Origin of the sequence: Methylobacterium amylolyticum (assembly GCF_030700245.1) — a bacterium.
GTDB lineage: Bacteria > Pseudomonadota > Alphaproteobacteria > Rhizobiales > Beijerinckiaceae > Methylobacterium.
Genome location: NZ_JAUYZI010000038.1, coordinates 1 through 26450, shown reverse-complemented (window position 1 = coordinate 26450; position 26450 = coordinate 1). Strand labels below are relative to the sequence as shown.

Here is a 26450-nt window from a genome sequence, read left to right as displayed (position 1 = left end):
CGCGGATCCGCTCACGAGGCCTCGCCCGGCGCGGCGAGCGGCGCCGTCTCGGGGATGCCGGCCTGCGCCGCCGCCCGGGCGCCGGCCAGCTCCTCGATCAGCAGGCGGGCGGAGATGCGCGCGCCCTCGTAGATCACCGGCAGGCCGGAGCCCGGATGGGTGCCGCCGCCCACGAGGTAGAGGCCCGGCCCGAAGCGGTTGTGCGGCCGGAACCACAGCATCTGCAGGAGGTCGTGGGCGAGGTTGAAGGTCGCCCCCTCGTGCACGGCGAAATCGCCCTCCCACTGCGTCGGGTCGACGATCCGCTCGTAGCGGATGCGCGCCTCGATGTCGCCGAGGCCGAGGAGCTTCAGCCGCTCCAGCACCAGGGCGCGGTAGGAGGCCCGCGTCGCCGCCCAGTCGATTCCGGACTTCAGGTTCGGCACCGGCACCAGCACGTAGAGGGCGGTGTGGCCGGGGGGCGCCATGCCGCCGTCCGTGTAGCCGGCGTGCTGCACGTAGAGGGAGGGCTGCATCGGCAGCGTCCCCTCGGTGATCTCGCGGATGTTGCGCTCGTATTCCCGCGACAGCAGGATCGTGTGATGGCCGAGGCTCTCCGGCATGCGCCCCTCGATCCCGAGGTAGAGCATGAAGGTCGAGCACGAGAGCCGGGCATCGCGGATCTTGGCGTCCGACCAGCGCGGGCGGCGGCGCTCGGGCACGAGCGCCTGCACGACCTTGGCGAAATCGCCGTTGATCATCACCGCGTCGGCGTTGAACGTCTCGCCGTCGACCACGACGCCGCTGGCGCGCTTGCCGGCGAAGGTCACGCGCTCGACGGTGGTGTTGAGCCGGACGTCGACGCCCATCCGCCGGGCGAGTCCGGCCATCGCCTCCGAGACGGCGCCGCAGCCGCCGACCGGGTGGTAGACCCCGTGCTCGTATTCGAGGAACGACAGGATCGTGAACAGACTCGGGCAGCGGAACGGGCTCATCCCGAGGTACTTGGTCTGGAACGAGAAGGCGAGGCGCACCCGCGGGTCGGCGAAGTGGCGCTTCAGGTCGCGGTCGACGCTGCGGCCCGGGTGCAGGTAGGGCAGCGCCCGCAGCATGCCGGGGCTCGCCATGCTGGAGAAGCGGTGGAAGGCCTGCTCCAGCACCGGCTTGAAGAAGCGCAGCTTGGTCCGGTTCTCCGCGAAGAACGCCTCCACGTTCTTCGCGTCGTCGGGGGCGATGCGGGCGATCTCGGCGGCCAGCCGCGCGACGTCGCCGGTGGCGCGGATCTCGGCGGCGACGCCGTCCTCGCCCTCGAAGGCGAGGTGGTATTGCGGGTCGAGCCGCTCCAGCCGCACGTGGTCCTCGAGCCGCTCGCCGCAACTCGTGAAGATGTCGGCGAGGATCTGCGGGTAGAGGAAGAAGGTCGGGCCGATGTCGAACCGGTAGCCGCCCGGCGCCTCCACCGTCTTGGTGCGGCCCCCGACCTGCGCGTCCCGCTCGAACAGCGTGACGTGGACCCCCGCCCTGGCCAGCAGCAGGGCGCTGGCGAGGCCGCCGGGCCCGGCACCGACCACGGCCACGCGGCGTCCGGTGAGCGCCCGCAACCCCTCTCGCGACTGAAGCAACCCCACCGACTCCCGTCCGAACGCCCCGGTTCCCATGGCCAAGCTAGGCGCGCGTCGCCGCCAGGCAATTGCAGCCCTTTGTCGCGCGCGGATATCCGGCCGCCGGCCGGAGGTTCCACGCAATCGCGCGGGGCGAGTCAACCGCCCCCGCGGTTCGGGCCGCGCGGAACGAGCCGCCCCTGCGCCCGCGCGAGCGCGTGGAGCGCGATGCCCGCGGCGGTGGCGACGTTGAGCGAGTCGAAGCCCGGCGCCATCGCGATGCGCAGGGCGCGCGCCCGCGCCAGCAGCCCGGCCTCCAGGCCCGGCCCCTCGGTGCCGAGGATCAGCAGGGCGCGGGTCGGAAGGTCCGGACCGTCGAGGCCGCCCGCCCCGCCGGGGCTGAGCGCCAGGGTTTCGAGGCCGAGGGTCTCCGCCAGCGCCAGCCAGTCGCGGCCGGGGCCGAGACGGGCGAAGGGCTGGATCAGCGCCGCCCCGGCCGAGACGCGGATGCTCTTGCGGTAGAGGGGATCGCAGCTCGGCCCGTCGAGCAGCACCGCGTCGGCCCCGAAGGCGGCGGCGTTGCGGAACGCGGCGCCGACATTGTCGTGGTTGGTCAGCCCCGCGAGCCCGAGCACCAGCACCGGGGCGGGCGGCGGCGGCACCAGCGCCCCGGGCTCGGGCTCGGCCCCGCGCAGGCCCACCGCCAGCACGCCGCGGTGGATCGGGAAGCCCGTCACCGCGCTCATCACCGCCTTGTCGGCGAGGTAGACCGGCGGCGGCGCGGGGCAGGCGGCGAGCGCTCCGGCGAGGCCCGGCCAGCGCTCGGGAGCGAGCAGCACCGATTCCGCCCGGAACCGGGCGCGGGGGCCGAGCAGCAGGCGCAGCGTCACCTCGCCCTCGGCGACGAACCGACCGCTGCGGCCGACGAGGTCGCGCTCGCGCATCCGCGCGTAGGGGTCGAGGCGCGGGTCGGCCGGATCGCGGATCGTCTCGGGCATCACGCGGGGACTCGGGTCATCGTGCCGCGATCCCGACCCGTGGCCGCGATCACGGCGTCCGGGGGACGCAAGCCGCCGCGCCGTCGCGCGGGCGGGGGACGATGCGGCGTGATCATCGCCGTCCGATGTCAGACCCGGTTCCGCTCCATCCGCGCGGCGAGCGGGTCGGCCTCGGCCTTGGTCGGCACCTTCACCAGCGCCTCGCCGTCGAGCACCGTCTCGCCCGCCACCGTGCAGGTGCAGGTCAGCCGGGCGCGGCGGCGCTCGGGCACCAGCTCGGCCACGGTGACGGTGACGTCGACCGTGTCGCCGATCCGCACGGGCGCGCGGAAGTTGAGGGTCTGCGAGATGTAGACCGCGCCGGGGCCGGGCAGCCGCGTGCCGAGCACCGCCGAGATCAGCCCGGCGGTGTAGAGGCCGTGGGCGATGCGGGTGCCGAACGGGGTGCGGGCGGCGAAGTGCTCGGACAGGTGGATCGGGTTGCGGTCGCCGGTGATCTCGGCGAAGCCCACCACGTCGGACGAGGCGATGGTCTTCGTCAGCGTCTCGGACAGGCCGACTTCGAGATCCTCGAAGTACAGGACGCGCAGTTCGGGCAGCATGGCTCGACGGGACCTCCGGTTCCGGCCGATCCGTCTTCCGCGCCCGGCCGCGTTCGCTATGGCGTCGCACAGGCGCGCCGGCGAATCCACCCGGAGGAGCGCGCAACTTTCTTGAGGCGCCCGCAAAGGATTCTCGCGCCCTCCCGGCGGCGGGCGCGCGACGGGGACGCCGCTCGACAGAAGCGCCGGTCTGGGCGATGTGGCGCGCCGGCCCGACAGGAGCGCCATGCGGATCTTCCCCATCTCGGACCTCCACCTGGAGCGGCGGTCCCTCGACCGGATCCCGCGCCCGCGCGGGGATTTCGACCTGCTCGCCTGCGCCGGCGACCTGCACGAGGGCCAGCCCGAGCGCGGGCTCGCGGCGCTGCTGCACCTCGCCGACGGCCGGCCGGTCGTGCTGGTGCCGGGCAACCACGAGCGCTACGCCCCGACCGGGGACCCGCGCACCGCGCCGGAGCTGATCGCCGCCCTGGAGGCCGAGGTCGCGCGCCTGAACGCGGGCGGCGCCCGGATCCACCTGCTCCAGGCGGGCGAGGCTTGCGTGGTCGGCGGCGTGCGCGTCGTCGGCGCCACCCTGTGGAGCGACTGGCGCCTCGCCGGCCGCTGGCTCGGCCCCGACGCCCCCGACCGCCCGGCCGACCCGGTCGCCTACGCCGCCGCGCGGATGACCGATCCGGTCACCGGCTCGCGGGAATACCGGGGCTCGATCCGCCGGGCCGACGGCGCCCCGTGGCAGCCCGCCGACGCGATGGCGGCGCATGCCGCCGACCGGGCGGCGCTGCTCGCCGCGCTCGGCGAGCCCCACGACGGCCCGACGGTGGTCCTGACCCACCACCCGGCGAGCCCGCTGGCGGCCGACCGCTACCGGGACGCGCCGGGCGTGCCCTGGTGGGTGCCGGCCTTCTACGCCACCACGGTGCTCGACGACCTCGCGGACGACGCGCGCCCGGACCTCTGGGTCTCGGGACACTTCCACGCCGGCCACGACATGCGGCTCGGCCGCTGCCGCTGGGTGGCGAACCCGGTCGAGGGCGAGACCTACCGGCCGGATTTCTTCGTGGAGGTGGGGGTATAGGGCGCGCCGTCGCCGTGTGGGGTTGGATGTTCACACACCCGAGGACTGCCGCTCCGTCATCCCGGGGCTCGCCGCAGGCGAGAGCCCGGGATCCAGAGCCTCCGCTCTGACCGGATGGACCGGGGCCCGTGCACGCTCGGACCCGTCGCGGCTCTGGATCCCGGGCTCCGCTCTCGCGGCCCCGGGATGACGGGGTGCCATCCAGATCCGGATCTGCGAATCCCGTAGCCCGTAGAGGGGGCTCCGCGTGCGGAGTGCGCCTCAGCCGTGCACCAGCACGTTGCGGAACTGCCAGGGATCGCTGGTGTCGATGTCCTCCGGGAACAGGCCCGGCCGGTCGGTGAGCGGCGTCCAGTCGGTGTAGACCCCGACGACCGGCCCCAGATACGGCGTCTGGACCTCCAGGCAGCGGCGGAAATCCATCTCGTCGGCCTCGACGATGCCGGCCTCCGGGTTCTCCAGCGCCCAGACCATGCCGGCGAGCACGGCGCTCGTCACTTGGAGGCCGGTGGCGTTCTGGTAGGGGGCGATGGCGCGCGTCTCCTCGATGGAGAGCTGCGAGCCGTACCAGTAGGCGTTCTTCTTGTGCCCGTAGACCAGCACGCCGAGCTCGTCGATGCCGTCGACGATCTCGGTCTCGTCGAGGATGTGGTGCCGCTCCTGCACTTGGCCGGCGTTGCCGAACATCTCGTGCAGCGACAGCACCGCGTCGTCGGCCGGGTGGTAGGCGTAGTGGCAGGTCGGGCGGAAGACCGGCTCATCGCCCGCGCGCACCGTGTAGTAGTCGGCGATCGAGATCGCCTCGTTGTGGGTCACGAGGAAGCCGAACTGCGCGCCCGCGGTCGGCACCCAGGTGCGCACCCGGGTGTCGGCCCCGGGCTGGAGTAGGTAGATCGCGCAGCCCGAGCCCTTGTCCTGCCCGCGGGCGTTGTCGGGCTTCCACGTCTCGTGCGTGCCCCAGCCGAGCTCGGCCGGCTGGTTGCCCTCGGAGACGAAGCCCTCGACCGACCACGTGTTGACGAAGACGCCGCGCGGCTTCGGGTTCTTGGCGCGCTGGGTGTCGCGCTCGGCGATGTGGACGCCCTTGACGCCGAGCTTGTGCATCAGCGCCGCCCACTCGGCGCGGGACGTGGGCTCGGGATCGGTGACGCCGGTATCCGCGGCGATGTTCAGGAGCGCCTGCTTCACGAACCACGAGACCATGCCCGGGTTGGCGCCGCAGCAGGAGACGGCGGTGGTGCCGCCGGGGCTCGCGGCGCGGGCGTCGAGGATGTTCTCGCGCAGCGCGTAGTTGGTGCGGTCGCCCTGGCTCCTGGACTTGTCGAAGTAGAAGCCCGGCCACGGCTCGGCGACCGTGTCGATGTAGAGGGCGCCGAGTTCGCGGCACAGCTCCAGGATCGCCCGCGACGAGGTGTCGACCGACAGGTTCACGCAGAAGCCCTGGCCGCCGCCCTCGGTCAGCAGCGGCGTGAGCACGTCGCGGTAGTTCTCGGGGGTGAGCGCGACGGTCTCGAAGCGCAGGCCGTGCTTCTCGGCGAGCGGCTTGTGGGTGTCGACCGGGTCGATCACCGTGAAGCGGGCGCGGTCGTAGGTGAAGTGGCGCTCGATCAGGGGCAGGGTGCCGCGGCCGATCGAGCCGAATCCGATCATCACGATGGGACCGCTGATGTGTCCGTGGATCGGTGCCGGCGCGTCGGTCATGCGTGTCATCCTCAGTCGAAGGGCGCGGATCGCCCCGGGGGCCGCCCGCGGGCGGGTTAGGGGGCGTGTGTGACGGTGCGGCGACAGCCCGGGGTCCGGCCCCGCGCGGGCGACGCGCGGGCGGTTCGCGGACCGCGCGCCCGGCCCGACGCCGGCAGCGCGCTCAATGGCGGCTCGGTCCCCACCGGTCAACCGCGCCCGATCACGGATCCGTTAACACGCGGTTGATCGGTTCCCATTGAAGCTATGCATTATGCGCATGAATGTGGCGCATGATGCGCCGTTGCCGGTCTCCAGTGCAGGTCTCATATTGCGGTGCAGCAAAGGCCGACGACGCCTGACGACGCTCCCGGAAACGCCCGAGCCCTCAGATTTCGGACTGATCATGCTCGCGCTCATCGCTTCCCGGATCCCCGGCCCGGTCGAGGAGACCTCCGACCGCGATCCCGGCTTCCTGACCCTCGCCTTCTCGGTCGCGCGGATCCTGCGCCGCGGCGCCCGGACCGCCTACCGGCGCCACGTCGCGCTGATCGCCGCCGCCGGGAGGCCGTTCCCGCTGTAACGGTTCCCTCGGGCGCCGTTTTCGGATCGGCGCGCGATTGCCACGCTGCGGGCCAGGGGGTAGGCGGCGTCCGGCCGCTATCCGGCCTTCGGAGATCGCAATCCATGCCGCCGATCCGCGCGCGCGCCCGATCCGTCCTCCTCGCGGCCCTGACCCTGGCCGCCGTCGCCGGTTCCGCCCGCGCCCAGGACGCGGAGCCCGGGGCCGAGGCGCCGGCCGCCGAGGAGAAGGCGCGGCCGAAACCCAAGCCCCGGCCGAAGCCCGCGCCGAAGGCCGCGCCCGCCCACGCGCCCGCCCCCACGCCGGCCGCGGCCCCCGCTCCGGCGCCCGCCGCCGCCGCGGTCTGGCCCGCCGGCGCCTCCAGCGTCAGCGAGAGCTACGGCGACTGGACGGTGACCTGCACCCGCCCGGCGGACAAGGCCGCCTGCATCGTCGTCCAGTCGCAGGGCGATTCGAAGACCGGGCGGCGCAAGTTCGCGATCGAGATGCAGCCCCCCCGGGACGGGCGCGCCGAGGGCATCATCCTGATGCCGTTCGGGCTGTCGATCGATCCCGGCGTCACCTTCAAGCTCGACGAGCAGGCGCTCGGCAAGGGCGCGCCCTACACGAGCTGCACCGGCGAGGGCTGCATCGTGCCGATCAGCTTCCCGACGCTGGCCACCGATGGGATGCGCACCGCCAAGACGCTCACGGTCACCGGCCAGAAGTCCGGGGGCACCGAGCCGGCGACCATCACGGTCCCCCTCGTCGGATTCCCCCAGGCCTTCGACCGGGCGGTGGCGCTCGGCGGCTGACCGGATCCGGCGCGCGCGCGGCGCTCGAACGCGGCCGGCCTCGCCCGCACGCGGCGTTCGTCCGGCGCTCACGCGTCACGGTTAAGCCGCCGTTAGCCGCGCGGGCGCAGGATGCCGGTCGCGGACGGCGGGTCGCCCGCGGACCGGGTCGGCGGGGGCGATGGAGGCTGTGGGCAGGCGATCCCGGTGCGGCCGAGCGGGCGCGGCGCGCCGCCGGCTCCTCGGCGCGGCGCTGCCGGTGCTGGGCCTGCTGGCCGGGATCGACTCGGCGCTCGCCGCCCGGCTGCTCGCGGCCAAGGGCGCCGAGGCCCAGGGCTACGGCCGCATCATCCTCACCTTCGACAAGCCGGTCGCGGTCAAGGCCACGGTGTCCGGCGGCGTGCTGATCCTCGGCTACGGCGAGCGCAGCGCCGCCGGCCCCGAGCGCCTCGCGACGGAGATGCCGGGCTACGTCGCGGCCGTGCGCCGCGATCCCGACGGCACCGGCCTGCGCCTCGCCCTCCAGCGGCCCTTCCGCGCCAACGTGCAGCAGGCCGGGGAGCGGGTGTTCGTCGATCTCCTGCCGGAGGGCTGGCGCGGCCTCGCGCCGCCGCTGCCGGCCGAGGTGGTGGCCGACCTCGCCCACCGGGCGCGCGCCGCCGAGGAGGCGCTGAAGGTCCGCGCCCCCGCCCCGCCCCGGCGCCGGCTGGCCCTCGACCTCGCCCGCCTGCCGACCCTGACGCGCCTGTCGCTGCGCCTGCCCGACGAGGCCGTGACCGCGGTGACGGCGGAGGGGCCGGCCACCCGCCTGCGGATCGCCGGCCCCTGGACCATCGACCCCGCCGAGATCCGCGGACGGCCGCGCCCCGGGCTCGCCGCCCTCGCGGTCGAGGCGGACGAGACCTCCGCCAGCCTGATCCTCACCCCCGCCGACGGCTTCACGATCTCCAGCGAGCGCGAGGACGGGACGCTCACCCTCGACATCGTGCCGCGGGGAACGGCCAAGCCAGGTCGAGCCAAGCCCGACCCGGCCGGCGAGCCGGAGACGGCAACCTCACCCGGAGCGGGGCCGGCCGCGGAGGCCCAGGCGGGACCGCGGGCTCCCATGCCTCCGGTTCCGATGCCTCCGGCTCCCACGTCACCGGCACCGATGTCTCCGGCACCCGTGCCGACGGCGTCCACCGCCGGGGAGCCCGGCCCCGCCGCCCCGAAGCCCGCCACCGAATTTCCGCCGCCCCGCCGGGCGGGCTCCGGCCTCGTCTTCCCGTTCGCGCGCCTGCCGGCCGCCGCCCTGTTCGAGCGCGGCGGCGTCGCGATCCTCGCCTTCGACACCGCCGATCCGGTCCCGGCGCCGCCCCCGGGCGAGTCCGGCCTGCGGGCCCTGGGCGAGCCGGTCCGGGCGGGGCCGCTGACGGTGCTGCGCTTCGCGGTGCCGGCCGGGCGCCTGATCGACCTCGCGGCCGTCTCCACCGGGACGGGCCTCGCCTGGGAGATGTCGGCGGGCGAGGCCCTCAGCCCCAGCGCCACGCTGGAGCCGGTCCGCCGGCCGGACCCGTCGGGCCGCGTCTCCGTGGCGGTGCCCCTGCCGCGCCCGGGCTCCGCGGGCTGGCTCGACCTCGACGGCGAGCGCGTGGCGGTGGTCCCCTCCGCCGCGCCGGAGCCCGCCGGCAACCCGCGCGGCCGCCGCTTCGTCGATTTCGAGATCCTGCCGAGCCGGCACGGCGTCGCGGTGCTGGCCGGGGCCGACGACCTCGCCGTGCGCCCGGACCTCGACGGGGTGACGGTGTACCGCGAGGGCGGCCTGTCGGCCTCGACGGTGGCCCGCCGTCCCGACACGGCGCTCTCCGAGGCCGGCGCCTCGGCGGTCGATCGCGCCGCCTGGGAGCGGGCGCGGGCCGGCACCGTGCGCGACACCCTGCGGGACCTCGGGGCCGCGGCCGCCGCCGCGCTCCCGGCCGAGCGCGGGCCCGCCCGGCTCGCCCTCGCCCGCGCCTACCTCGCCAACGGCTTCGACCCCGAGGGGCTCGCCGTCCTGGAGGCCGCCGCGGCCGACGATCCGCTGACGGCGGCCGCCCGCGACACGGCGATCCTGCGCGGGCTGGCGCTCGCCCGCCTCGGCCGCGGCCGGGACGCGCTGGCCGCCCTCGCCGCGCCGTCGCTCGCGGCCGATCCCGAGGCGGCCCTGTGGCGGGCCGTGGCCGCCGCCGGCCTCGGCGACTGGAAGACGGCCGAGACCGGCTTCCTCAAGATCCTGCCGCTCGCCGCGCGCTACCCCGACGACCTCGCCGCCCCGATCCGCGTCGCGGCGGCGGAGGCGGCGATCGAGACCGGCGACGCGGAGACCGCCGCGGGCCGCGCCGAGGCCGGGCCCGGCCTGACGCCGCTCCTGCGCGACCGGCTGGCGCTGGTGCGGGCGCGGGTCGCCGAGGCCACCGGCCAGACCGCGGCGGCGCTGGACACCTACGGCCGCCTCGCCGACGTCGCGGAGCGGCCCGTGGCCGTCGCGGCCGCCCTGCGCGGGACGCTGCTCGCGCGGGGCGCCGGCAAGCTCGGCCCGGACGTGGCGATCGAGCGGCTGGAGCGGCTGGCCCTGACGTGGCACGGCGGCGCCACCGAGGAGGCGCTGATCGCGGGCCTCGCGCGGCTCTACCTCGCCGCCGGCCGCTGGCGGGACGCCTTCGCGATGGTGCGACGGGGCAACGGGCTCGCCCCGGCCTCGGACACGGTGCGCACCCTGACGGTGGAGGCGCAGAAGGCCTTCGACGAGCTCTATCTCGACGGGCGCGGCGACCGGCTCTCCGGCGTCGAGGCGGTGGCCCTGTACTTCGACTTCCGGGAACTGGCGCCGATCGGCCGCCGCGGCGACGCGGTGGTGCGGAGCCTGGCCGACCGGCTCGTCGGCCTCGACCTCCTCGATTCGGCGGCCGAGTTGCTCCAGTACCAGATCGAGAACCGGCTGACCGGACCGGCTCGCGCGGCGGTGGCCGCCCGGCTCGCCACCGTGCGGCTGATGGACGGGCAGCCGATGCGGGCGCTGGAGGCGATCGAGAGCACCGACATGGCGGAGCTGCCGGGGACGCTGCGGCGCGCCCGCGGCCTGATCCGGGCCCGCGCCCTGTCCGACCTCACCCGCACCGACCTCGCCCTGGAGACGCTGGACGGCGAGGCCGGCCCCGAGATCGAGCGCCTGCGCGCCGACATCCTGTGGGCCGCCCGGCGCTGGCGCGAGGCCGGGGAGGCGCACGAGGGGCTGCTCGGCGACGCGTGGCGCGCCGGCGCACCCCTCGACGAGCGGGGACGGGCCGACGCGATGCGCGCGGCGATCGCCTACGACCTCGCGGGCGAGGCGCTGGGCCTGGAGCGGCTGAAGGCGAAGTTCGCCGGCCCGATGGCGCGGGGGCCGGACGCGCGCACCTTCGCGCTGCTCACCGGCGACGGCGCGGTCCGGGCCCCGGGCTTCCGCGAGATCGCCGCCCGGGCGACCAAGGCCGAGACCCTGTCCGCCTTCCTGGCCGAGTACCGCAAGCGCTACCCCGACGCCGCCGTGCCCGACCGCGGCAAGCCGGAGGCGGCAGGCGACACCGGCACCGCGAACCGGGCCGACATGCCCGCGGGCCCGCCGCCGGGCTGAGGCGCGGGCGCGGCGCCTGGGCCCCGGCGTGACGCGTCCCGCCGAGCCGGCCCGCGCACCGGCGCGGCCTATCCGCCGTAGCTCTGGACCAGGGAGCCCGCCACGAGGGTCCAGCCGTCGACCAGCACGAAGAAGATCAGCTTGAACGGCAGCGCCACGGTGGCCGGCGGCACCATCATCATGCCCACCGCCATCAGCACCGAGGCCACGACGAGGTCGATGATCAGGAACGGGATGAACAGCAGGAAGCCGATCTCGAAGGCGCGCCGCAGCTCCGAGATCATGAAGGCCGGGGTGACGACCTCCAGCCCGATCTGCTCCGGCCCCTTCGGCACCGGCTGCTTGGCGAGGTCGAGGAACAGCTTCAGATCCTTCTCGCGGACGTTTCTGAGCATGAAGGTCTTGAACGGGGCGGAGGCCCGCTCGAACGCCTGTCCTTGCGTGATCCGCCCGGCGATCAGCGGCTCGATGCCGGCGCTGTAGGCCTCGCGCCCGGTCGGCGCCATCACGAAGGCGGTGAGGAACAGGGCGAGGCTGACGATCACCGCGGTCGGCGGGGCGGTCTGGGTGCCGAGCGCCGAGCGCAGGATCGACAGCACCACCACGATCCGGGTGAAGGCGGTGGCCATCACCAGCACCGAGGGGGCGACCGCGAGCACGGTGATGAGCGCGACGAGCTGGAGCGCGCGCTCGGTGGTGCCGCCCGCGCCGAGATCGACGGTCACGCTCTGGGCCAGCGCCGGCCCGGCGCCGAGCATCAGGCCGGCCAGCGCGCCCGCCGCCGGAGCGACCCGGGCGGCGCGGAGGAGGCGCGCGCGCGTCATCGCGGGGCCGGGCCCGGCTGCACGCCCGCGCGCCGCGCCTCCAGGTTCTGCCAGACCAGGAGGGCGGGCAGGCCCAGCACCACGTCGGGCACGCGCTTGGCGAGCGACAGGGCCAGCGCCGTGCCGGCGTCGATGCCGAACAGGCCGCAGACCAGCACGAGGCCGCCCTCCTGCACGCCGAGCCCGCTCGGGATCAGGAAGGCCACCGCCTTGATCGCCTGACCCATCGCCTCGATCACCAGCACCTCGCTGAGGCCGACATCGACGCCGATGCAGGCGAGCACGATCGCGATCTCGGCCGCCCCGAGCAGCCACGCCAGCGCGTGCAGGGCGAGCGACTCGGCGAGATGCCCCCGCCGCCCGGGCCCCCAGACCGCGTCGAGGGCGCCCTGGACGCGCGGCGCCGGGTCGGGGCGCGCCTCGGTCTCGCGCACGAAGCGGCGGCCGAGCGCGACGACGCGCGCCTCCAGCCGGTGCGCGATCCCGGTCCGCTGGAGGGCGAAGAAGGCGGCGAGCAGCAGCCCCGCTATGGCGAGGGCCCGCAGGGTCCAGTGCGCGAGGTCGGCCGCCGCCGCCCCCTCGACCCGGGTCAGCAGCCCGGCGCCGAGGCCGGCGAACAGGGCGAGCGTGCCGACCTGGAGCAGCATGTCGGCGAGGATCGAGGCCGCGGCGAGCGCCCCGGCCACGCCCCAGAAGGTCAGGAGCCGGGCGCCGAGCACGTCGCCGCCCACCGAGGCCACCGGCAGGAGCACGTTGATGCCCTCGCGCACGAAGCGCAGGATCAGGAAGGCGATGGTCGGCGCGGGCGACAACCCGTCGAGGATCCGGGCCCAGGCGAGGCCGCACAGGAGGACGATGATGGCGCGCACCAGGGTGACGCCGGCGAATCCCAGCACCCCGATCTTGCCGAAGGCCGCCGCCACCGCCGCGAGGTCGTTGGTGGCCACGAGCCAGATCGCGAGCCCGATCCCCACCAGGGTGCCCAGCAGCGGCAGCCGGCGCAGGATGGCCCGGCCGACCGGGCGCAGCCGGGATGTGGAGGCGCCGCTCACGGTCGGCGCCCGCGTGTGGTGCGCAGGGGCATGGGCTCAGCGTGGGGGCGGCGCGTCCGAGCCCCCTAGGGGGGCATTGGGGCCGAATTCGGGGAGCAGCGCCAGCGCCGCCTCCGGGCCGGCGGCGGGATCGAGCAGCAGCACCCGCCCGGCGGCGAGGCTCGCGCCGGTGGCCACCGCCACAGCCCGCTTCGGGCAGGGGCCGAGGCAGCCCGAGGCGACGACGCAGAGCTTGCGCCGCTTGGTCCCCTTCTCTCCCTTGGCTCCCTTCTCTCCCTTGGCTCCGCTCGAAGCGGTCCTGGACGCCGCCTTCGCCGCGCCCTTCAGCAGGGCCCGGACGTCCCGCGGCCGCAGGCCCTGCCGCTTGGCGCACTTGGCACAGACCACCGCCACCGCCGCGACCTTCGTCTTGGCCGTCCGGGGCTTGGCCGTGCAGGACTTGGCCGTGCGGGGCTCGGCCGTATCGAGGGTTGTCGTCATCCGGCGGTCGTCGAGGCGTGGCACCGGTGCCGGGTACGCCGCCCCGCGCCCCGGCGCAACGGCCGGGGCCGCGCCTTAAAAAGGGCCTAAAAGAACGGGATCTCGGCACGGCGCACGGGCCGTCTCCGGCCGGTTCCGCGGCAGCGGATCCGGCGCACACCTCAGGACACAGTGAGCGGATGAGCTTCGACGACGTCAAGGAGGACACGCGCGACGGTATCGTCGAGTACGTCCGGCCGACGATGACCGAGCTGCGCCGCGGCGCGGAGACCGTCCGTCCGGTGCCCGAGCGGCGGCGCGCGCGCGCACTGATCGAGGCGGCCCGCGCCCGGGTCGACTGGACCCGCCTGCCGGGCCTGCGCCCCGCCCGACAGGACACGTCGAGCTACGCCTCGCGGGTGATCCGCCGGGTGGGCCTGTTCGTGCTGCTGCCGACCCTGGTGATCGGCGTCTACCTGTTCGCGTTCGCCTCCAACCAGTACATCGCCCGGGCCCAGTTCGCGGTCCGCGGCAACGTCGAGCCGATGGAGAACGTCGGCCTCGGCCAGTTCACCAACCTGATCCAGAAGCACAACAGCCAGGACAGCTACATCGTCCGGGACTTCATCCTCAGCCAGACCCTGGTCGAGGCGCTTGAGAAGAGCATCGGGATCTCGAAGCTGTTCTCGCGACCCGAGGCGGATTTCTGGGCGCGGTACGACACGAGCCAGCCGATCGAGGAGCTGACCAAGTACTGGCGGCGGCACGTCGAGGCGCATATCGACTCGATCTCGGGCGTGATCCGCCTGTCGGTGCGCGCCTTCACCCCCGAGGATTCGGTGCTGATCGCCCGGGAGATCGTGACCCGCGCCGAGGCGCTGATCAACGACATCTCGCGCCGCGCCCAGGCCGACATGGTGGCCCAGGCCCAGGCCGACGCCGCGACCGCCCAGGAGCGCCTGCGCAAGGCGCACCTCGCCGTCCAGAGCTTCCGCAACCAGTGGGGGGTGATCGACCCGATCAAGTCGGCCGAGGGTACGATGACCACCCTGCTGACCCTGCGCAAGGACAAGCTGAAGCTCGAGACCGACCTCCAGGTGCTGCGCGGGTCGAGCCTCGACGAGCGCTCCCGCTCGATCCAGACGCTGGTCGCCAACGTCGCCGCCATCGACCAGCAGATGAAGAGCCTCCAGGACGAGCTGACCAACGCCACCGCGGGGGCGGGCGGCCAGAACATGACCGAGGCGCTGCTGCACTACGAGGGCCTGCTCGTCGAGCGCACGATCGCCGAGAAGCTGGAGGAATCGGCCGACATGCTGCTCGACCGCGCCCGGATCGCGGCCACCAAGCAGCACATCTTCCTGGCCCCGTTCGAGACCCCCGTGCTGCCCACCGCCTCCCTCTATCCGGAGCGCGGCCACACCCTGTTCGTGGCGTTCTTCTGCTTCTTCGTGATCTGGAGCTCGGTCTCGCTGCTGGCCGCCGGCATCCGCGACCAGCGGGGCTGATGCCCCGCGGGGGCGAGCGGGCCGCGGGGGCGGGCCCATTTCCCTCGGCCGCTCCATGATCTAGACCGACCGGCCCGGAGGGTCCGGGCGGTCCCCCCACGCAGGCAGGCGAAGCCCCGCAATCCATGTCGGATTTCTCCGATCTCGTCGCGAAGGCGATCCAGCCTTCGATGAGCCGCGCCGAGCGGGAGGCGGTCTACACCGTGGTGCGGCAGGCGGTGCAGCGCCTCCAGGAGCGCGAGGCGCTGCCGCCCGACGACCCGCGCGTCGCCTTGCAGCGCCACCTCGTCGAGGAGACGATCCGCGACGTGGAGGGCGACATCTCCCGCTACGAGGCCCTGCGCAAGCTGGAGCTGGCCGAGGCCGCCCAGTCCGAGGCGCACCAGCAGGTCCGGTCCGGGCGGGGTTGAGGCGCGCCGCCGACCCGTGTCCACGGCGCCACCGCTGACCTGTTCGTGGCGTCCGCCGATCGGCCCCGATGCCCGGATCGACCTGCGCGACTCCTACGCGACGCGCCGTCCATGACCGAGCACGGGCGGCCCGGATGTCCGCTTGGGCGCGTCCGTTTGGGGGCGCTTGTTCGCATGGGAAGAGGAAGGCCAGCGCTGATGCGCTGGCCTGATCGCTGGATCCCGCTATCGCGGTCGTCGAGCGTTGGGCCGGGATTCTAGAACGGGATGTCGTCGTCGAGGTCGTAGCCGCCCTTCCCGCCGCCCGAGGGGGCCGGCCGGCGCTCGCCGCCGCCCTGGGCGCGGCCGCCGCCGAAATCGCCCCCGCGGTCGCCGCCCCGGCCCCCGCCGAAGTCGCCGCCGCGGCTGATCTGGCCGCCGCCCTCCTCGTCGCCGCCGAAGTCGCCGCCCCCGCCGCCGCCGCGGCCGTCGAGGATCGTCATCTCGCCGCGGAAGCGCTGGAGCACCACCTCGGTGGTGTACTTCTCGACGCCCGAATTGTCGGTCCACTTCCGGGTCTGGAGCTGGCCCTCGATGTAGACCTTCGAGCCCTTGCGCAGGTACTGCTCGGCCACGCGCGCGAGGTTGTCGTTGTAGATCACGACCGAGTGCCACTCGGTCTTCTCCTTGCGCTCGCCGGTGGCCTTGTCCTTCCACGACTCGGAGGTGGCCAGCCGCAGGTTGCAGACCGGGTCGCCCGAGCCGAGGCGGCGCATCTCGGGGTCGCGCCCGAGATTGCCCACCAGAATCACCTTGTTGACGCTGCCCGCCATCGCTCTCTCCACACGTCTCGCATCTCACTGGGCCGTCGCCCGGCGCGAGTCATGCGCCGGGGTCCTGGGGCCGGCAACGGGGGGGCCAGGCTTGTGCCCGATACCCACTAGGCCGACGTTGATGTTCTATATCTGTTCTTATGTCGCGGCAAGCGGCCGTCAGGAGACGCGCACCACGAGCTTGCCGAAGTTGCGGCCCTTGAGCAGGCCGATGAACGCCTCCGGCGCCCGCTCCAGCCCCTCGACCACGTCCTCGCGGTAACGGACACGGCCCGCCTTCAGCCAGCCGCCGACCTCCTCCCGGAACGCCTGGGCCTGCGACGCGAAATCCCAGACGATGAAGCCCTGGATGTGCAGGCGCTTGGTCAGGGTCATGCGCATCAGGGCCGGCAGCCGGTCGGGGTCCGGCGGGACCTCGGTGGCGTTGTAGGCCGAGACGAGGCCGCAGACCGGGATGCGGGCGAAGTCGTTGAGTAGCGGCATCACCGCGTCGAACACCGCACCCCCGACATTCTCGAAGTAGACGTCGATGCCCCCCGGGCAGGCCGCCGCCAGCGCGTCGGGGAAGTCGGCGGCGCGGTGGTCCACGGCCGCGTCGAAGCCGAGCTCCTCCGTGAGGTAGCGGCACTTGTCCGGCCCGCCGGCGATGCCGACCGCCCGGGCGCCTTTCAGCCGCGCGATCTGGCCGACGAGGGAGCCGACCGGGCCGGAGGCCGCGGCCACCGCCACCGTCTCGCCCGCCTTCGGCCGGCCGATGTTGAGGAGCCCGGTGTAGGCGGTCATCCCCGGCATGCCGAGCACGCCGAGCGCCGTGGAGGGCGGGGCGACCGCCGGATCCACGCGCCGCGAGCCCTTGCCGTCCGTCACGCAGTAATCCTGCCAGCCGGCGAAGGCGGTGACGAGGTCGCCGGGCTTGAAGGCCGGATTGTTCGAGGCCACCACCTCGCCCACCGTCTCGGCGGTGATCGGCGCGCCGATCTCGACGGAGGCGGCGTAGGACTTCGCCGCGCTCATCCGCCCGCGCATGTAGGGATCGAGCGACAGCCAGCGGGTGCGCAGCAGGATCTCGCCGGGCCCCGGCTCGGGCACCGGCGCCTCCTCCAGCCGGAAATCGTCGGGGGTCGGCTCGCCGTGCGGGCGGGCGGCCAGGACGATGCGGCGGTTCTTGTCGGCCATGCGGGGGCTCCCGGGTTCACGCGGATCACGCGCCCGATCTGGTGCGCCGGGGCGGCGGCGGCAAACCCGCCCCGGCCGGACCCGCAACGGGCGGGAGGCCGGGAGCGTTGTCCGCCGGGATAGGCGGGAGGTGGCCATGCGCGCGGTTCTGACGGTCTGGGGCATGCTCGGTGCCGCGCTCCTCGCCACGGGCGCGGCGGCGGGGAGCGATCCGCTCGCGGCCCACCGCTGGCGGACGCGGGTGCTGGTCCTGTCGGCGCCCGGGGCCGGGGATGCCGGGCTGCGGGCGCAGCGCGCGGCGCTCGCCTCGGTCCGCGGCGGGCTCGGGGAGCGCGACCTCGTAGTGATCGAGGCGGTGGGCCCGGGCGCCGAGGCCGCGGCCCTGCGCGCCCGCCTCGGCCTGCCCGCCGACGCCTTCCGGGCGGTGCTCGTCGGCAAGGACGGCGGGGCGAAGCTCACCGCGGACGCGCCGATCCCGCCCCAGCGGCTGTTCGCGACGATCGACGCGATGCCGATGCGGCGGGACGAGATGCGCGGGAACCGGTGATCCGCGCCGCGGAGGGCGACCGCGCACCGGTGCACGGGCCGTGCGGTGCACACCAACGGTTAAGCCTACCCGCCTAACACCGGTGGGGTGTCGACGGCCGCGCCCGGCCGTCCGTCGAAGCCCGCGAAGCCCTAGTCCCGATGACCCGTGAACAAGTCGCCGCCGCGATCCGCCGCCTCGTGTCCTCGCAGGTCGAGGACATCGAGCGCGCCGTCCGCGACGGGCACAAGACCATCGCGCTCAACGAGCTGGCGGACCTGAACCGGCAGCTCAAGGCCTTCGCCGCCGCCCTCAAGAAGGCGCCGGCGCGGATCTGATCCGACCTTGAGCGCAGGACGCGCTCACCAGCGGGGACCGCCCCAGCGCCGCGGCGGGATGTCCTCCGGCGGCGGCGGCGGGCCGCGCTCGAACGCGGGCTCGTCGCAGACCCGCACCCGCCGCAGCACCGGCTGCCCGTCGGGATCGAGCCGGCGCCGGACGAATTCCCGGCAGGCTTCCGGGGGCGCTGCGGTGACGTGCGGCCGGCGATACGCTGGTCCCGGGGGAGGCGGGGGCGGGAGGCGGTCCGGCCCGTCGTCGTCGTCGATCCGCTCCCGGGGGCCGGGGCCCGGCGGCGGGTAGGGTGCGTCGAAGTCGGCGGCCAGCGCCGGAGCGCCCGCGAGGATCAGGGCGCAGAGGCCTGCGAGACGGAGGGGTGAGGGCACTGTCGGCGCTCGGCTCGTCCGGCCGCGGGGATCGCGGCCATCGTGCCGGGGAGACTGCGCCGCCCGGGCTGAACCGCGCCCGGCCCGGGCCGCAGGCTGCCGTTCAGCCCCCTCTTGCCAGCCCCCTCTTGCCAAGCGCCTCTTGCCAGCCGCCTACTTCTGCATCGCGTTGACCTCGCACTGGGCGTAGTCGGCGCTCGCCTTCACGTAGGCGTTGAGCTTCTGAAGGTAGGCCTCGGCGATCGGCCGAAAGGCCTGGGCCTGGGCGTTGTACGCCTTGATCGCGTCGTTGTAGCTGTACGCTTCCCAGCCCGGGCAGCCGTCCTTGGCGTCCAGGCAGGCGGGTTTTTCCGGGAGCGCGGGTTTCTGGGGCCGGGCCGAGGCCGGCGGCGCCGCGGGCGGGGTGCAGGCGACGGCCTGCGCGGCGGCCGGGGGCGGACTCGCGGCGGGCGGCGGCGTCTTGACCGTCTCCTTGGCCGGCGGCGCGGCGAGCGCCGCGGTCGACGCGAGCAGGGCCGCGAGGGCGAGGGGCGTGCCGCGCATGGTCAGGAGAACTCCGCTGCGCCCCCGGGGCAGGGGGCAGCGGGTTCTGCGGCATCACGCCCGCGGCGACAAGGGCACGTTCTGGGGCACGTTCTGGGGCGCGCGCCGGGTCGCGACCGGCGCCGGGCGCGCCGTCCCGGACGCCCGGGCGCGGGGACCGCGCAGCAGCGCCAGCACCGGCAGGCTCAGGCCCACCGCCAGCACCCACCACGCCGGCCGGATCGGGCCGGAGAAGTCGAGGTTGGCCCCGAGCACGAGGCTCGCCGGCACGCCGCTCGCCAGCCCGTACCATGCCGCCTCCAGCCCCGCGGTCAGGAGCGCGGCGCCCGCCGCGAGCAGCAGCAGCGACCACGGCCGCTCGGGCCACTTGAACCGCCGCATCACCCGCCAGCCCATCAGCAGCAGGAACAGCCCGGTCCAGAACACCGGGTCGGACACGTCGATCTTGGATTGCAGGAAGTAGTGGGCCAGCCCCAGCACCGCGATCGTGTAGACGAGCCGGTGCAGCCGGTGCCAGTTCGGGCCGAGGTTGCGGATCGCGGCATCGGTCGAGGTCGCCCCCAGAGCGATCAGGCCGACGAGCGCGACGAAGCCGATCGTCAGGTAGAGCCGCAGGACGATCTCGGAGACGACCTTCGTCAGCACGAAGTTCTGGTCGACGACGTAGAGGGCGAGATGCGCCAGCGCGTAGGCGAGCGCCGTGACGCCGAGCATCCGCCGCACCAGCAGCACCCGCGGCCAGTCGCCGATCCGGCGCAGCAGCGAGACCGCCAGCGAGGCCAGCAGGAACCGCACCGTCCACTCGCCGGTGGCGTGGATCAGCGCGGTGATCGGCTTGGCGCCCAGCGCGTCGAGCCGGTAGGCGCCCGCGAGGTACAGGGCCGGCGCGAGGCAGGCCAGGAACACGGCGAGCTTCAGCGGGGAGAGCCGCCCGGCCCGGTCGAGCCAGGGGAGGGGCCGTACCGTTCGTCCTGTCATCGTTCGGGACTTGGTGCCTGCGTGAGCGGAGTGGGGCTCCGGGTCCTTGCCCCGGATCCGGGGCGGTCCCGTGGCGGAACGGCTGCCGGGGGCCCCGGTGCCCGCGCAGGCCGATTCGCCGCGGCGGCGTCCGGGTTACGTCGGCGCGGCGGTCGACGGTGCGGTGGTTGACGGCGCGGCCGCGGCGCCGAGATTGGACCGGGTCGCCACCGGATCACCCCGCCCCGGATCACCCGTCATGGAATACCGCCCCCTCGGCCGCTCCGGCCTCCAGGTCTCGCCGATCTGCCTCGGCACGATGATGTTCGGCGGCCCCACCGACGAGGCGGCGGCCGGCCGCATCACGGCCTCCGCCCGCGAGGCCGGGATCAACTTCATCGACACGGCGAACGTCTACACGGACGGGCGCTCGGAGGAGATCACCGGCCGCCTGATCGGGGCGGAGCGCCACGCCTGGGTGCTGGCCACCAAGGTCGCCAACCCGACGGGCAAGGGGCCGAACGACCGCGGCCTGTCGCGCGTCCACGTGCTCAAGGCCGCCGAGGACAGCCTGAAGCGTCTCGGCACCGACGTCATCGACATCTACTACCTCCACAAGGAGGACCACGGCACGCCGCTGGCCGAGACGGTCCGCGCCCTGGCCGACCTCGTGCGCGCCGGCAAGATCCGCCACGTCGGCGTGTCGAACCACCGCTCCTGGCGGATCGCCGAGATCTGCCGCCTGTGCGACGAGGTCGGCATCGACCGGCCGGTGGTGAGCCAGCCCTACTACAACGCCTTCAACCGCATGCCCGAGACCGAGCACCTGCCGGCCTGCGCGCATTTCGGGCTCGGCGTGGTGCCCTACTCGCCGCTCGCCCGCGGCGTGCTCACTGGCAAGTACGATCCCGACGCCCCGCCCCCCGCCGACAGCCGCGCCGGACGCCAGGACACGCGGATGATGCAGACCGAGTGGCGCCCGGAATCCCTGCGGATCGCCCGGGACCTGCGCGCCCACGCCGAGGCGCGCGGGATCACCGCCGGGCAGTTCGCCACCGCCTGGGTGCTCAACAACCGCCTCGTCACCGGCGTCATCGCCGGCCCGCGGACCGAGGAACAGTGGCGGGAATATCTGGGTGCCCTCGACTATGCCTTCACCCCGGAGGACGAGGCGCTGGTGGACCGCCACGTGACGAGCGGCCACCCGACCACCCCGGGCTACAACGACCCGGCCTACCCGATCGAGGGGCGGGTGCCGCGCACGGCGGCGTAGGCGGCGAGCGCTTCAACGCGGCGCGGCGACCGCGCGCGTGGCGAGCCACACCACGTGCCGGGCGCCGCTCCGCCCGCCCGAGCGGGGGCGGACCTCCTCGACGGCGAAGCCGAAGCGCTGGAGGCGCGCCTTGAACTTGCGGTCCGGGGCGCCGGACCAGACGCCGAGCACGCCTCCCGGCCGCAGCGCCCAGTGCGCCCGGCCGAGGCCCCAGCCGTCGTAGAGGCGGTCGTTCTCCCGCCGCATCAGCCCCTCCGGGCCGTTGTCCACGTCGAGCAGGATCGCGTCCCAGGCGGCCGGGCCCGACTGGATCAGCCGGTTCACGTCGACGTCGCGCAGGTCGACGCGCGGGTCGTCGAGGCAGCCGGCGAAGACGGCGGCGAGCGGGCCGCGCGCCCAGGCGGCCACCGCCGGCACCAGTTCGGCCACGGTCACCCGCGCCTCCGGCCCGAGGACGGCGAGCGCCGCGCGCAGGGTGAAGCCCATCCCCAGCCCGCCGATCAGCACCCGCGGCGCCCGCACGCCGCCGAGCCGCGCGCAGGCGAGATGGGCCAGCGCCTCCTCCGAGCCGCCGCGGGTGCTGTTCATCAGCTCGGTCGGGCCGGCGAAGATCGAGAACTCGTGGCCGCGCTGCATCAACCGCAGGGGCGTGCCGCCGCCGGGGATCTCGGCGGTGTCGAGGGGAACCCAGGGAATCACGCGGCGCCGTCCTGCGGCCCTCGGGGCCTGATCGTCGTGGAAACGACGCCGCTTAGAGCCGTTCCCGAGCGCGTTGCAATCGTGCGCGGCTCGAATTTCCTGTTCCGACGCGCGCTCATTGGCCGAACCGGCATCCGCTTCGGCCAATGAGCGCTCCGGCGCCGCCCTCAGGCCAGCGCCCAGAGGAAGCAGAGGGTCGCGCCCGCACCGAGCGCCGTGCGCACCGCGTGCAGGCCGTTCCAGCGCACGATCAGCGCCCGGGCGGCCCCGTCGGCCGCCGCCGGATCGGCCGCCATCAGGACGCGGTTGACCGGCAGGATCGCGAGCATCGTCCACGGCCAGTTCGCCAGCATCAGCAGCCCGCCGGCGAGGAACCCGGCCCGGCCGGCGATCCACCACGCGGCGGCGCCGAGGAGGAAGCCGACGAGCGCCAGCGGCGCCTGCATGGCGAGCCCGCGCGTGTAGGCGGGCTGCCACTGCCGGAGCAGGGCGCGGTTGTCGAGCCCGAGGCGCGCGGGCTGCTCCGCGACGTTGATGTAGAGCGCCGCGCCGGTGAAGAGGGCGGCGACGGTCAGGGCGAGGGGGCCGACGAGCATGGCGGCAGATTAGCGCCGGCCCGCGCCGGTCGCCAGCATCGCGGACGCCGCGCCGGAACAGCCTTGAACTCGCCGCGATCCGCGTCTATCTCAAGGACGACATTTCTGATGGCAGTCGCGAGGCTGCGGTTCGGAGTGGGCCCCCGGGCCCGCTCTTTTTTTTGGCCGCGACCGCCCTCGGACCGAAGCGAGGTCCTGCGCCCAACCCATGTCGGCCCAACCCATGTCGGACAACACCGAGACATCGGATATCACCGAGACGCGTCTGGTCGGCGAAACCGGCGTCGCCGCGCGCGTCGGGCAGGTGATCGAGGGGCCGCTGCACGGCCTCGGCTTCCGCCTCGTGCGCGTGAAGGTCTCCGCCCAGGGCGGCTGCACCGTGCAGATCATGGTCGAGCGGCCGGACGGCACCTTCACGATCGACGATTGCGAGGCGGTCAGCCGGGCGATCTCGCCGATCCTCGATCTCGACGATCCGGTGGGCGGCGCCTACAACCTCGAGGTGTCCTCGCCCGGGATCGACCGGCCGCTGGTCCGCGTCTCGGATTTTTCGCGATGGGCCGGCCACGAGGCCAAGGTGGAGCTCGCCGTGCCGCTCGACGGCCGCAAGCGCTTCCGCGGGATCATCGGCACCCCCGACGCCGAGGGGCGCACGGTGCCGATCGACCTGCCCGACGTGAAGGAGGGGCTGCCGAGCCGGATCCTCCTGCCGCTCGCGAGCCTCGCCGAGGCCCACCTCGTCCTCACCGACGCGCTGATCCGCGAATCGCTGCGCCGCGGCGGCCCGCCGGCCGAGGACGACGGCGAGGAGGCCGAGGATGTCGAGGCGACGGCGCCCGTCCGCCCCGCCCGGCAGCCGCCGCGGAAGGCCGCGCCCGCCGAGAAACCGAAGTCCCAGAAGAAGCCGGCGCGGACCGGCCCGAAGCAGCCGGTCGTCACCAAGGCCGCCCGGGTCAAGCACCGCGACGACCTGCACTGACCGTCTTTCGATGTGGGCCGGCCCCTCCCGGGCGCCGGGCCGGATGAGCTGATGAGAAGAAGGAACCTGAACCGATGGCCGTCGTCAGCGCCAACAGGCTCGAACTCCTCCAGATCGCCGACGCGGTCGCCCGCGAGAAGGTGATCGACCGCCAGATCGTGATCGAGGCGATGGAGGAGGCGATCGCCAAGGCCGCCCGCTCCCGCTACGGCGCCGAGACCGACGTGCACGCCGAGATCGACACGAAGTCCGGGGCGCTGCGCCTGTCGCGCCACCTGCTGGTGGTCGAGCTGGTGGAGAACGATGCCCGCGAGATCACCCTCGATCAGGCCCGCCGCTACAACCCGGGCGCGCTGGTCGGCGACGTGATCTCCGACACCCTGCCGCCCTTCGATTTCGGCCGCGTCGCCGCCCAGTCGGCCAAGCAGGTCATCGTCCAGAAGGTCCGCGACGCCGAGCGCGCCCGGCAGTTCGACGAGTACAAGGACCGGATCGGCGAGATCCTCAACGGCATCGTCAAGCGGGTCGAGTACGGCAACGTCATCGTCGATCTCGGCCGCGGCGAGGGCATCGTGCGGCGCGACGAGATGATCCCGCGCGAGACCTTCCGCCCCGGCGACCGCATCCGCTCCTACCTGTTCGACGTGCGCTCCGAGGTGCGCGGCCCGCAGATCTTCCTGTCGCGCTCGCACCCGCAGTTCATGGCCAAGCTGTTCGGCCAGGAGGTGCCCGAGATCTACGACGGCATCGTCGAGGTGAAGGCGGTGGCCCGCGACCCGGGCTCGCGCGCCAAGATCGCGGTGATCTCCCGCGACGGCTCGATCGATCCCGTGGGCGCCTGCGTCGGCATGCGCGGCTCGCGCGTGCAGGCGGTGGTGGCCGAGTTGCAGGGCGAGAAGATCGACATCATCCCCTGGTCGGAGGATCAGGCGACCTTCATCGTCAACGCGCTCCAGCCCGCCGAGGTGGTCAAGGTGGTGCTCGACGAGGAGGCCGACCGCATCGAGGTGGTGGTGCCCGACGACCAGCTCTCGCTGGCCATCGGCCGCCGCGGCCAGAACGTGCGCCTCGCCTCGCAGCTCACCGGCTGGGACATCGACATCCTCACCGAGGCCGAGGAATCCGAGCGGCGCCAGAAGGAGTTCGCCGAGCGCACCCAGATCTTCATGGAGGCGCTCGACGTGGACGAGACGGTGGGCCAGCTCCTGGCCGCCGAGGGCTTCCGCTCGGTGGAGGACATCGCCTACGTCGAGCCGCAGGAACTGTCCGGCATCCAGGGCCTCGACGAGGAGACCGGCGCCGAGATCCAGGCCCGCGCCCAGGACCACCTCGCCCGCATCGAGCAGGAGCACGACGACCGCCGCCGCGAACTCGGCGTCTCGGACGACCTGCGCGAGATCGACGGCGTCACCACCCCGATGATGGTGGCGCTCGGCGAGAACGACGTGAAGTCGGTCGAGGATCTGGCCGGCTGCGCCACCGACGACCTCGTCGGCTACGTCGAGGGCCGCGGCCCCGAGGCGGTGCGGCACGCGGGCTTCCTCGACGGGTTCGAGCTGTCCCGCACCGACGCCGAGGCGCTGATCATGGCCGCGCGCCTCCACGCCGGCTGGATCGAGGCGCTGCCCGAGCCCGAGGGCGAGGAAGCTGAGGAGGGGGCCGAGGCCGAGGCGGCCGAGGGCGAGCCCGCCCAGGCCTGAGGCGACACGCGAGCCCTCTCCCCGCCTGCGGGGAGAGGACCGAGCCCCCCTTGCCGGGGGCGAGGCGAGCGGCAGCGAGGGTGAGGGGGCGTATCCGGATGCGCTCCGTCCGGAACCGCCCCCTCACCGCCGCTCCGGCTCCGCCTCCGCTTCCCGCACGGACGACAGGGTCCGTGCGGGCCTCTCCCCGCACGCGGGGAGAGGGGGCGGTCACGTTTGCGACCTTCAGATTGCGCAGCACGAGAGAGGATCCCCCACCCCCCATGGACGAGGCCGGTGACAGCGCGCCCGACGAGGTGCTCGATGCGGGCCCCGGCCGGCGGGCGCCCACGCGCACCTGCATCGTTACCCGCGTCGCCCAGGCGCCGGAGGGGATGATCCGATTCGTGCGCGGGCCCGACTGCGCCGTGGTGCCGGACCTGCGGGGGAAGCTGCCCGGCCGCGGGGCCTGGGTCAGCGCCCGGCGCGACGCGGTCGCCGCGGCGGTGAAGAAGAACCTGTTCTCGCGGGCGTTCAAGGGACCGGCCCAGGCCGGGCCCGACCTGCCCGACCGGATCGCGGCGGGCCTGCGCGAGGATCTCCGGCAGGCGATCGCGCTCGCCAACAAGGCGGGCTGCGTGGTCGCGGGCTTCTCGAAGGTCGAGGCGGCGATCGGCGGGGCGCCGGGGGTGGCGGCGGTGATCCACGCCGCCGAGGCGAGCCCGGACGGGCGCCGCAAGATCGTCGCGGCCTTGCTGCGCCGGCACGGCGACGCCATATCGCGCATACCGATCGTCGACGACCTGTCCGAGGACGAATTGGACATGGCCTTGGGTCGGGATCATGTGATACACGCTGCGCTCGTCGCAGGAGCCGGGACCAACGGCTGCCTGTCGCGTTGGCGTCGGCTACGCTCCTTCGAGGGCGCCGCCGCGGCGACCGAGGAGCCCGATCCAGCCCGCACCGGCCGGATTGGCTAAACCTCACGATGACGACGCACGATCGACGATTCGGCCGGCGCCACCGGGCGCCGGTCCACGGGACGATGGAAACCCTCAGGGTTCGGACTGGATGAGCGATACGAACAACCCGGGCGACAAGATGCCGGAGCGGGGCCCCCGCAAGCCGCTGTCGTTGAAGCGCCCGATCGAACAGGGCGTCGTGCGCCAGAGCTTCTCCCACGGCCGCACGAAGCAGGTCATGGTCGAGACGGTCAAGCGCCGCGTCGGCGCCCCGGGTGCGCCCGCCCGCGAGGCCGCGCCCGCGTCGCGCCCCGCGCCGGCCGCCCCCGCCGCGCCGGCGGCCCGGCC

General features: G+C 74.3%; 27 protein-coding genes. 13 read left to right on the top strand and 14 right to left on the bottom strand.

What is annotated here, in order from left to right:
* Window positions 1–11: 11 nt before the first annotated feature.
* From crtI to croR, 3 genes are all read right to left on the bottom strand, one after another.
* Window positions 12–1601 carry a phytoene desaturase family protein gene (gene crtI, locus Q8W71_RS23210; RefSeq protein WP_305527786.1) on the bottom strand — a complete coding sequence of 530 codons (1590 nt, stop codon included), beginning with the start codon at window positions 1599–1601 and terminating at the stop codon, window positions 12–14.
* A gap of 137 nt (window positions 1602–1738) precedes the next feature.
* On the bottom strand, window positions 1739–2578 hold the full coding sequence (locus tag Q8W71_RS23205) for a TrmH family RNA methyltransferase (RefSeq protein ID WP_305527785.1): 840 nt from the start codon (window positions 2576–2578) through the stop codon (window positions 1739–1741).
* Window positions 2579–2706: 128 nt separating this feature from the next.
* The gene (gene croR, locus Q8W71_RS23200; RefSeq protein WP_305527784.1) at window positions 2707–3180 is read right to left on the bottom strand and encodes a 3-hydroxybutyryl-CoA dehydratase; all 474 of its coding nucleotides are present in this window, start codon (window positions 3178–3180) and stop codon (window positions 2707–2709) included.
* A 226-nt stretch (window positions 3181–3406) separates the two neighbouring features.
* On the opposite strand from croR, the gene Q8W71_RS23195 reads away from it, so the two are divergent.
* Window positions 3407–4255, top strand: a complete 849-nt coding sequence (locus Q8W71_RS23195) for a metallophosphoesterase (RefSeq protein ID WP_305527783.1) — start codon at window positions 3407–3409, stop codon at window positions 4253–4255.
* Between the two features lie 261 nt (window positions 4256–4516).
* Here the strand turns inward: Q8W71_RS23195 and Q8W71_RS23190 are convergent, their stop codons facing one another.
* Window positions 4517–5956 (bottom strand): homospermidine synthase, encoded by a 1440-nt coding sequence (locus Q8W71_RS23190; RefSeq protein ID WP_305527782.1) that lies wholly within the window; start codon window positions 5954–5956, stop codon window positions 4517–4519.
* 385 nt (window positions 5957–6341) lie between these two features.
* Here Q8W71_RS23190 and Q8W71_RS23185 point away from each other — a divergent pair, with 385 nt between their 5' ends.
* From Q8W71_RS23185 to Q8W71_RS23175, 3 genes are all read left to right on the top strand, one after another.
* Window positions 6342–6518: a hypothetical protein gene (locus Q8W71_RS23185; protein ID WP_305527781.1), complete on the top strand. Its 177-nt coding sequence runs from the start codon at window positions 6342–6344 to the stop codon at window positions 6516–6518.
* Window positions 6519–6622: 104 nt separating this feature from the next.
* A complete protein-coding gene (locus Q8W71_RS23180; protein WP_305527780.1) occupies window positions 6623–7312 on the top strand; it encodes an invasion associated locus B family protein in 690 nt (229 codons plus the stop codon).
* Between the two features lie 160 nt (window positions 7313–7472).
* Complete coding sequence (locus Q8W71_RS23175; RefSeq protein ID WP_305527779.1) at window positions 7473–10922, top strand: hypothetical protein; 3450 nt, start codon at window positions 7473–7475, stop codon at window positions 10920–10922.
* 68 nt (window positions 10923–10990) lie between these two features.
* On the opposite strand, the gene fliP is transcribed toward Q8W71_RS23175, so the two are convergent.
* The 3 genes from fliP to Q8W71_RS23160 are packed head-to-tail and all read right to left on the bottom strand — an operon-like array spanning window position 10991 to window position 13278.
* Window positions 10991–11746 carry a flagellar type III secretion system pore protein FliP gene (gene fliP, locus Q8W71_RS23170; protein ID WP_305527778.1) on the bottom strand — a complete coding sequence of 252 codons (756 nt, stop codon included), beginning with the start codon at window positions 11744–11746 and terminating at the stop codon, window positions 10991–10993.
* On the bottom strand, window positions 11743–12798 hold the full coding sequence (locus Q8W71_RS23165) for a lysylphosphatidylglycerol synthase domain-containing protein (protein WP_305527777.1): 1056 nt from the start codon (window positions 12796–12798) through the stop codon (window positions 11743–11745). Before Q8W71_RS23165 ends, fliP begins: the two co-directional genes overlap by 4 nt.
* Window positions 12799–12834: 36 nt before the next feature.
* Window positions 12835–13278, bottom strand: a complete 444-nt coding sequence (locus Q8W71_RS23160; protein ID WP_305527776.1) for a hypothetical protein — start codon at window positions 13276–13278, stop codon at window positions 12835–12837.
* 179 nt (window positions 13279–13457) lie between these two features.
* Here Q8W71_RS23160 and Q8W71_RS23155 point away from each other — a divergent pair, with 179 nt between their 5' ends.
* Complete coding sequence (locus Q8W71_RS23155; protein ID WP_305527775.1) at window positions 13458–14765, top strand: capsule biosynthesis protein; 1308 nt, start codon at window positions 13458–13460, stop codon at window positions 14763–14765.
* Window positions 14766–14890: 125 nt separating this feature from the next.
* Window positions 14891–15175, top strand: coding sequence for a hypothetical protein (locus Q8W71_RS23150; protein ID WP_305527774.1), 285 nt, complete (start codon window positions 14891–14893; stop codon window positions 15173–15175).
* Between the two features lie 257 nt (window positions 15176–15432).
* Here the strand turns inward: Q8W71_RS23150 and ssb are convergent, their stop codons facing one another.
* Together ssb and Q8W71_RS23140 are read right to left on the bottom strand one after the other, a co-directional pair.
* A complete protein-coding gene (ssb, locus tag Q8W71_RS23145) occupies window positions 15433–15987 on the bottom strand; it encodes a single-stranded DNA-binding protein (RefSeq protein ID WP_305527773.1) in 555 nt (184 codons plus the stop codon).
* A 159-nt stretch (window positions 15988–16146) separates the two neighbouring features.
* Window positions 16147–17163: an NADP-dependent oxidoreductase gene (locus tag Q8W71_RS23140; RefSeq protein WP_305527772.1), complete on the bottom strand. Its 1017-nt coding sequence runs from the start codon at window positions 17161–17163 to the stop codon at window positions 16147–16149.
* A 136-nt stretch (window positions 17164–17299) separates the two neighbouring features.
* On the opposite strand from Q8W71_RS23140, the gene Q8W71_RS23135 reads away from it, so the two are divergent.
* Complete coding sequence (locus tag Q8W71_RS23135; protein WP_305527771.1) at window positions 17300–17710, top strand: DUF4174 domain-containing protein; 411 nt, start codon at window positions 17300–17302, stop codon at window positions 17708–17710.
* 140 nt (window positions 17711–17850) lie between these two features.
* Window positions 17851–18027 carry a hypothetical protein gene (locus Q8W71_RS23130; protein WP_305527770.1) on the top strand — a complete coding sequence of 59 codons (177 nt, stop codon included), beginning with the start codon at window positions 17851–17853 and terminating at the stop codon, window positions 18025–18027.
* A 24-nt stretch (window positions 18028–18051) separates the two neighbouring features.
* Here Q8W71_RS23130 and Q8W71_RS23125 read toward each other — a convergent pair whose 3' ends face one another.
* From Q8W71_RS23125 to Q8W71_RS23115, 3 genes are all read right to left on the bottom strand, one after another.
* Window positions 18052–18414: a hypothetical protein gene (locus Q8W71_RS23125; protein ID WP_305527769.1), complete on the bottom strand. Its 363-nt coding sequence runs from the start codon at window positions 18412–18414 to the stop codon at window positions 18052–18054.
* Window positions 18415–18567: 153 nt separating this feature from the next.
* Entirely contained in the window at window positions 18568–18957 is a 390-nt protein-coding gene (locus tag Q8W71_RS23120; RefSeq protein ID WP_305527768.1) for a hypothetical protein, read from the bottom strand.
* Between the two features lie 54 nt (window positions 18958–19011).
* A complete protein-coding gene (locus tag Q8W71_RS23115) occupies window positions 19012–19935 on the bottom strand; it encodes a protein-methionine-sulfoxide reductase heme-binding subunit MsrQ (protein ID WP_305527767.1) in 924 nt (307 codons plus the stop codon).
* A gap of 238 nt (window positions 19936–20173) precedes the next feature.
* Between Q8W71_RS23115 and Q8W71_RS23110 the strand changes: the two genes are divergently transcribed.
* Window positions 20174–21187 (top strand): aldo/keto reductase, encoded by a 1014-nt coding sequence (locus tag Q8W71_RS23110; RefSeq protein ID WP_305527766.1) that lies wholly within the window; start codon window positions 20174–20176, stop codon window positions 21185–21187.
* Between the two features lie 12 nt (window positions 21188–21199).
* Here the strand turns inward: Q8W71_RS23110 and Q8W71_RS23105 are convergent, their stop codons facing one another.
* Together Q8W71_RS23105 and Q8W71_RS23100 are read right to left on the bottom strand one after the other, a co-directional pair.
* Entirely contained in the window at window positions 21200–21823 is a 624-nt protein-coding gene (locus Q8W71_RS23105; protein ID WP_370875513.1) for a polyamine aminopropyltransferase, read from the bottom strand.
* Between the two features lie 230 nt (window positions 21824–22053).
* Window positions 22054–22482, bottom strand: coding sequence for a DUF1772 domain-containing protein (locus Q8W71_RS23100; protein ID WP_305527764.1), 429 nt, complete (start codon window positions 22480–22482; stop codon window positions 22054–22056).
* A 223-nt stretch (window positions 22483–22705) separates the two neighbouring features.
* On the opposite strand from Q8W71_RS23100, the gene rimP reads away from it, so the two are divergent.
* From rimP to Q8W71_RS23080, 4 genes are all read left to right on the top strand, one after another.
* Window positions 22706–23461: a ribosome maturation factor RimP gene (gene rimP / locus Q8W71_RS23095; protein ID WP_305527763.1), complete on the top strand. Its 756-nt coding sequence runs from the start codon at window positions 22706–22708 to the stop codon at window positions 23459–23461.
* A gap of 74 nt (window positions 23462–23535) precedes the next feature.
* Window positions 23536–25161, top strand: coding sequence for a transcription termination factor NusA (gene nusA, locus Q8W71_RS23090; protein WP_305527762.1), 1626 nt, complete (start codon window positions 23536–23538; stop codon window positions 25159–25161).
* A 263-nt stretch (window positions 25162–25424) separates the two neighbouring features.
* A complete protein-coding gene (locus Q8W71_RS23085) occupies window positions 25425–26120 on the top strand; it encodes an RNA-binding protein (protein ID WP_305527761.1) in 696 nt (231 codons plus the stop codon).
* Window positions 26121–26211: 91 nt separating this feature from the next.
* A partial coding sequence (locus tag Q8W71_RS23080; protein WP_305527760.1) for a translation initiation factor IF-2 associated domain-containing protein occupies window positions 26212–26450 on the top strand: 239 nt, incomplete at its 3' end.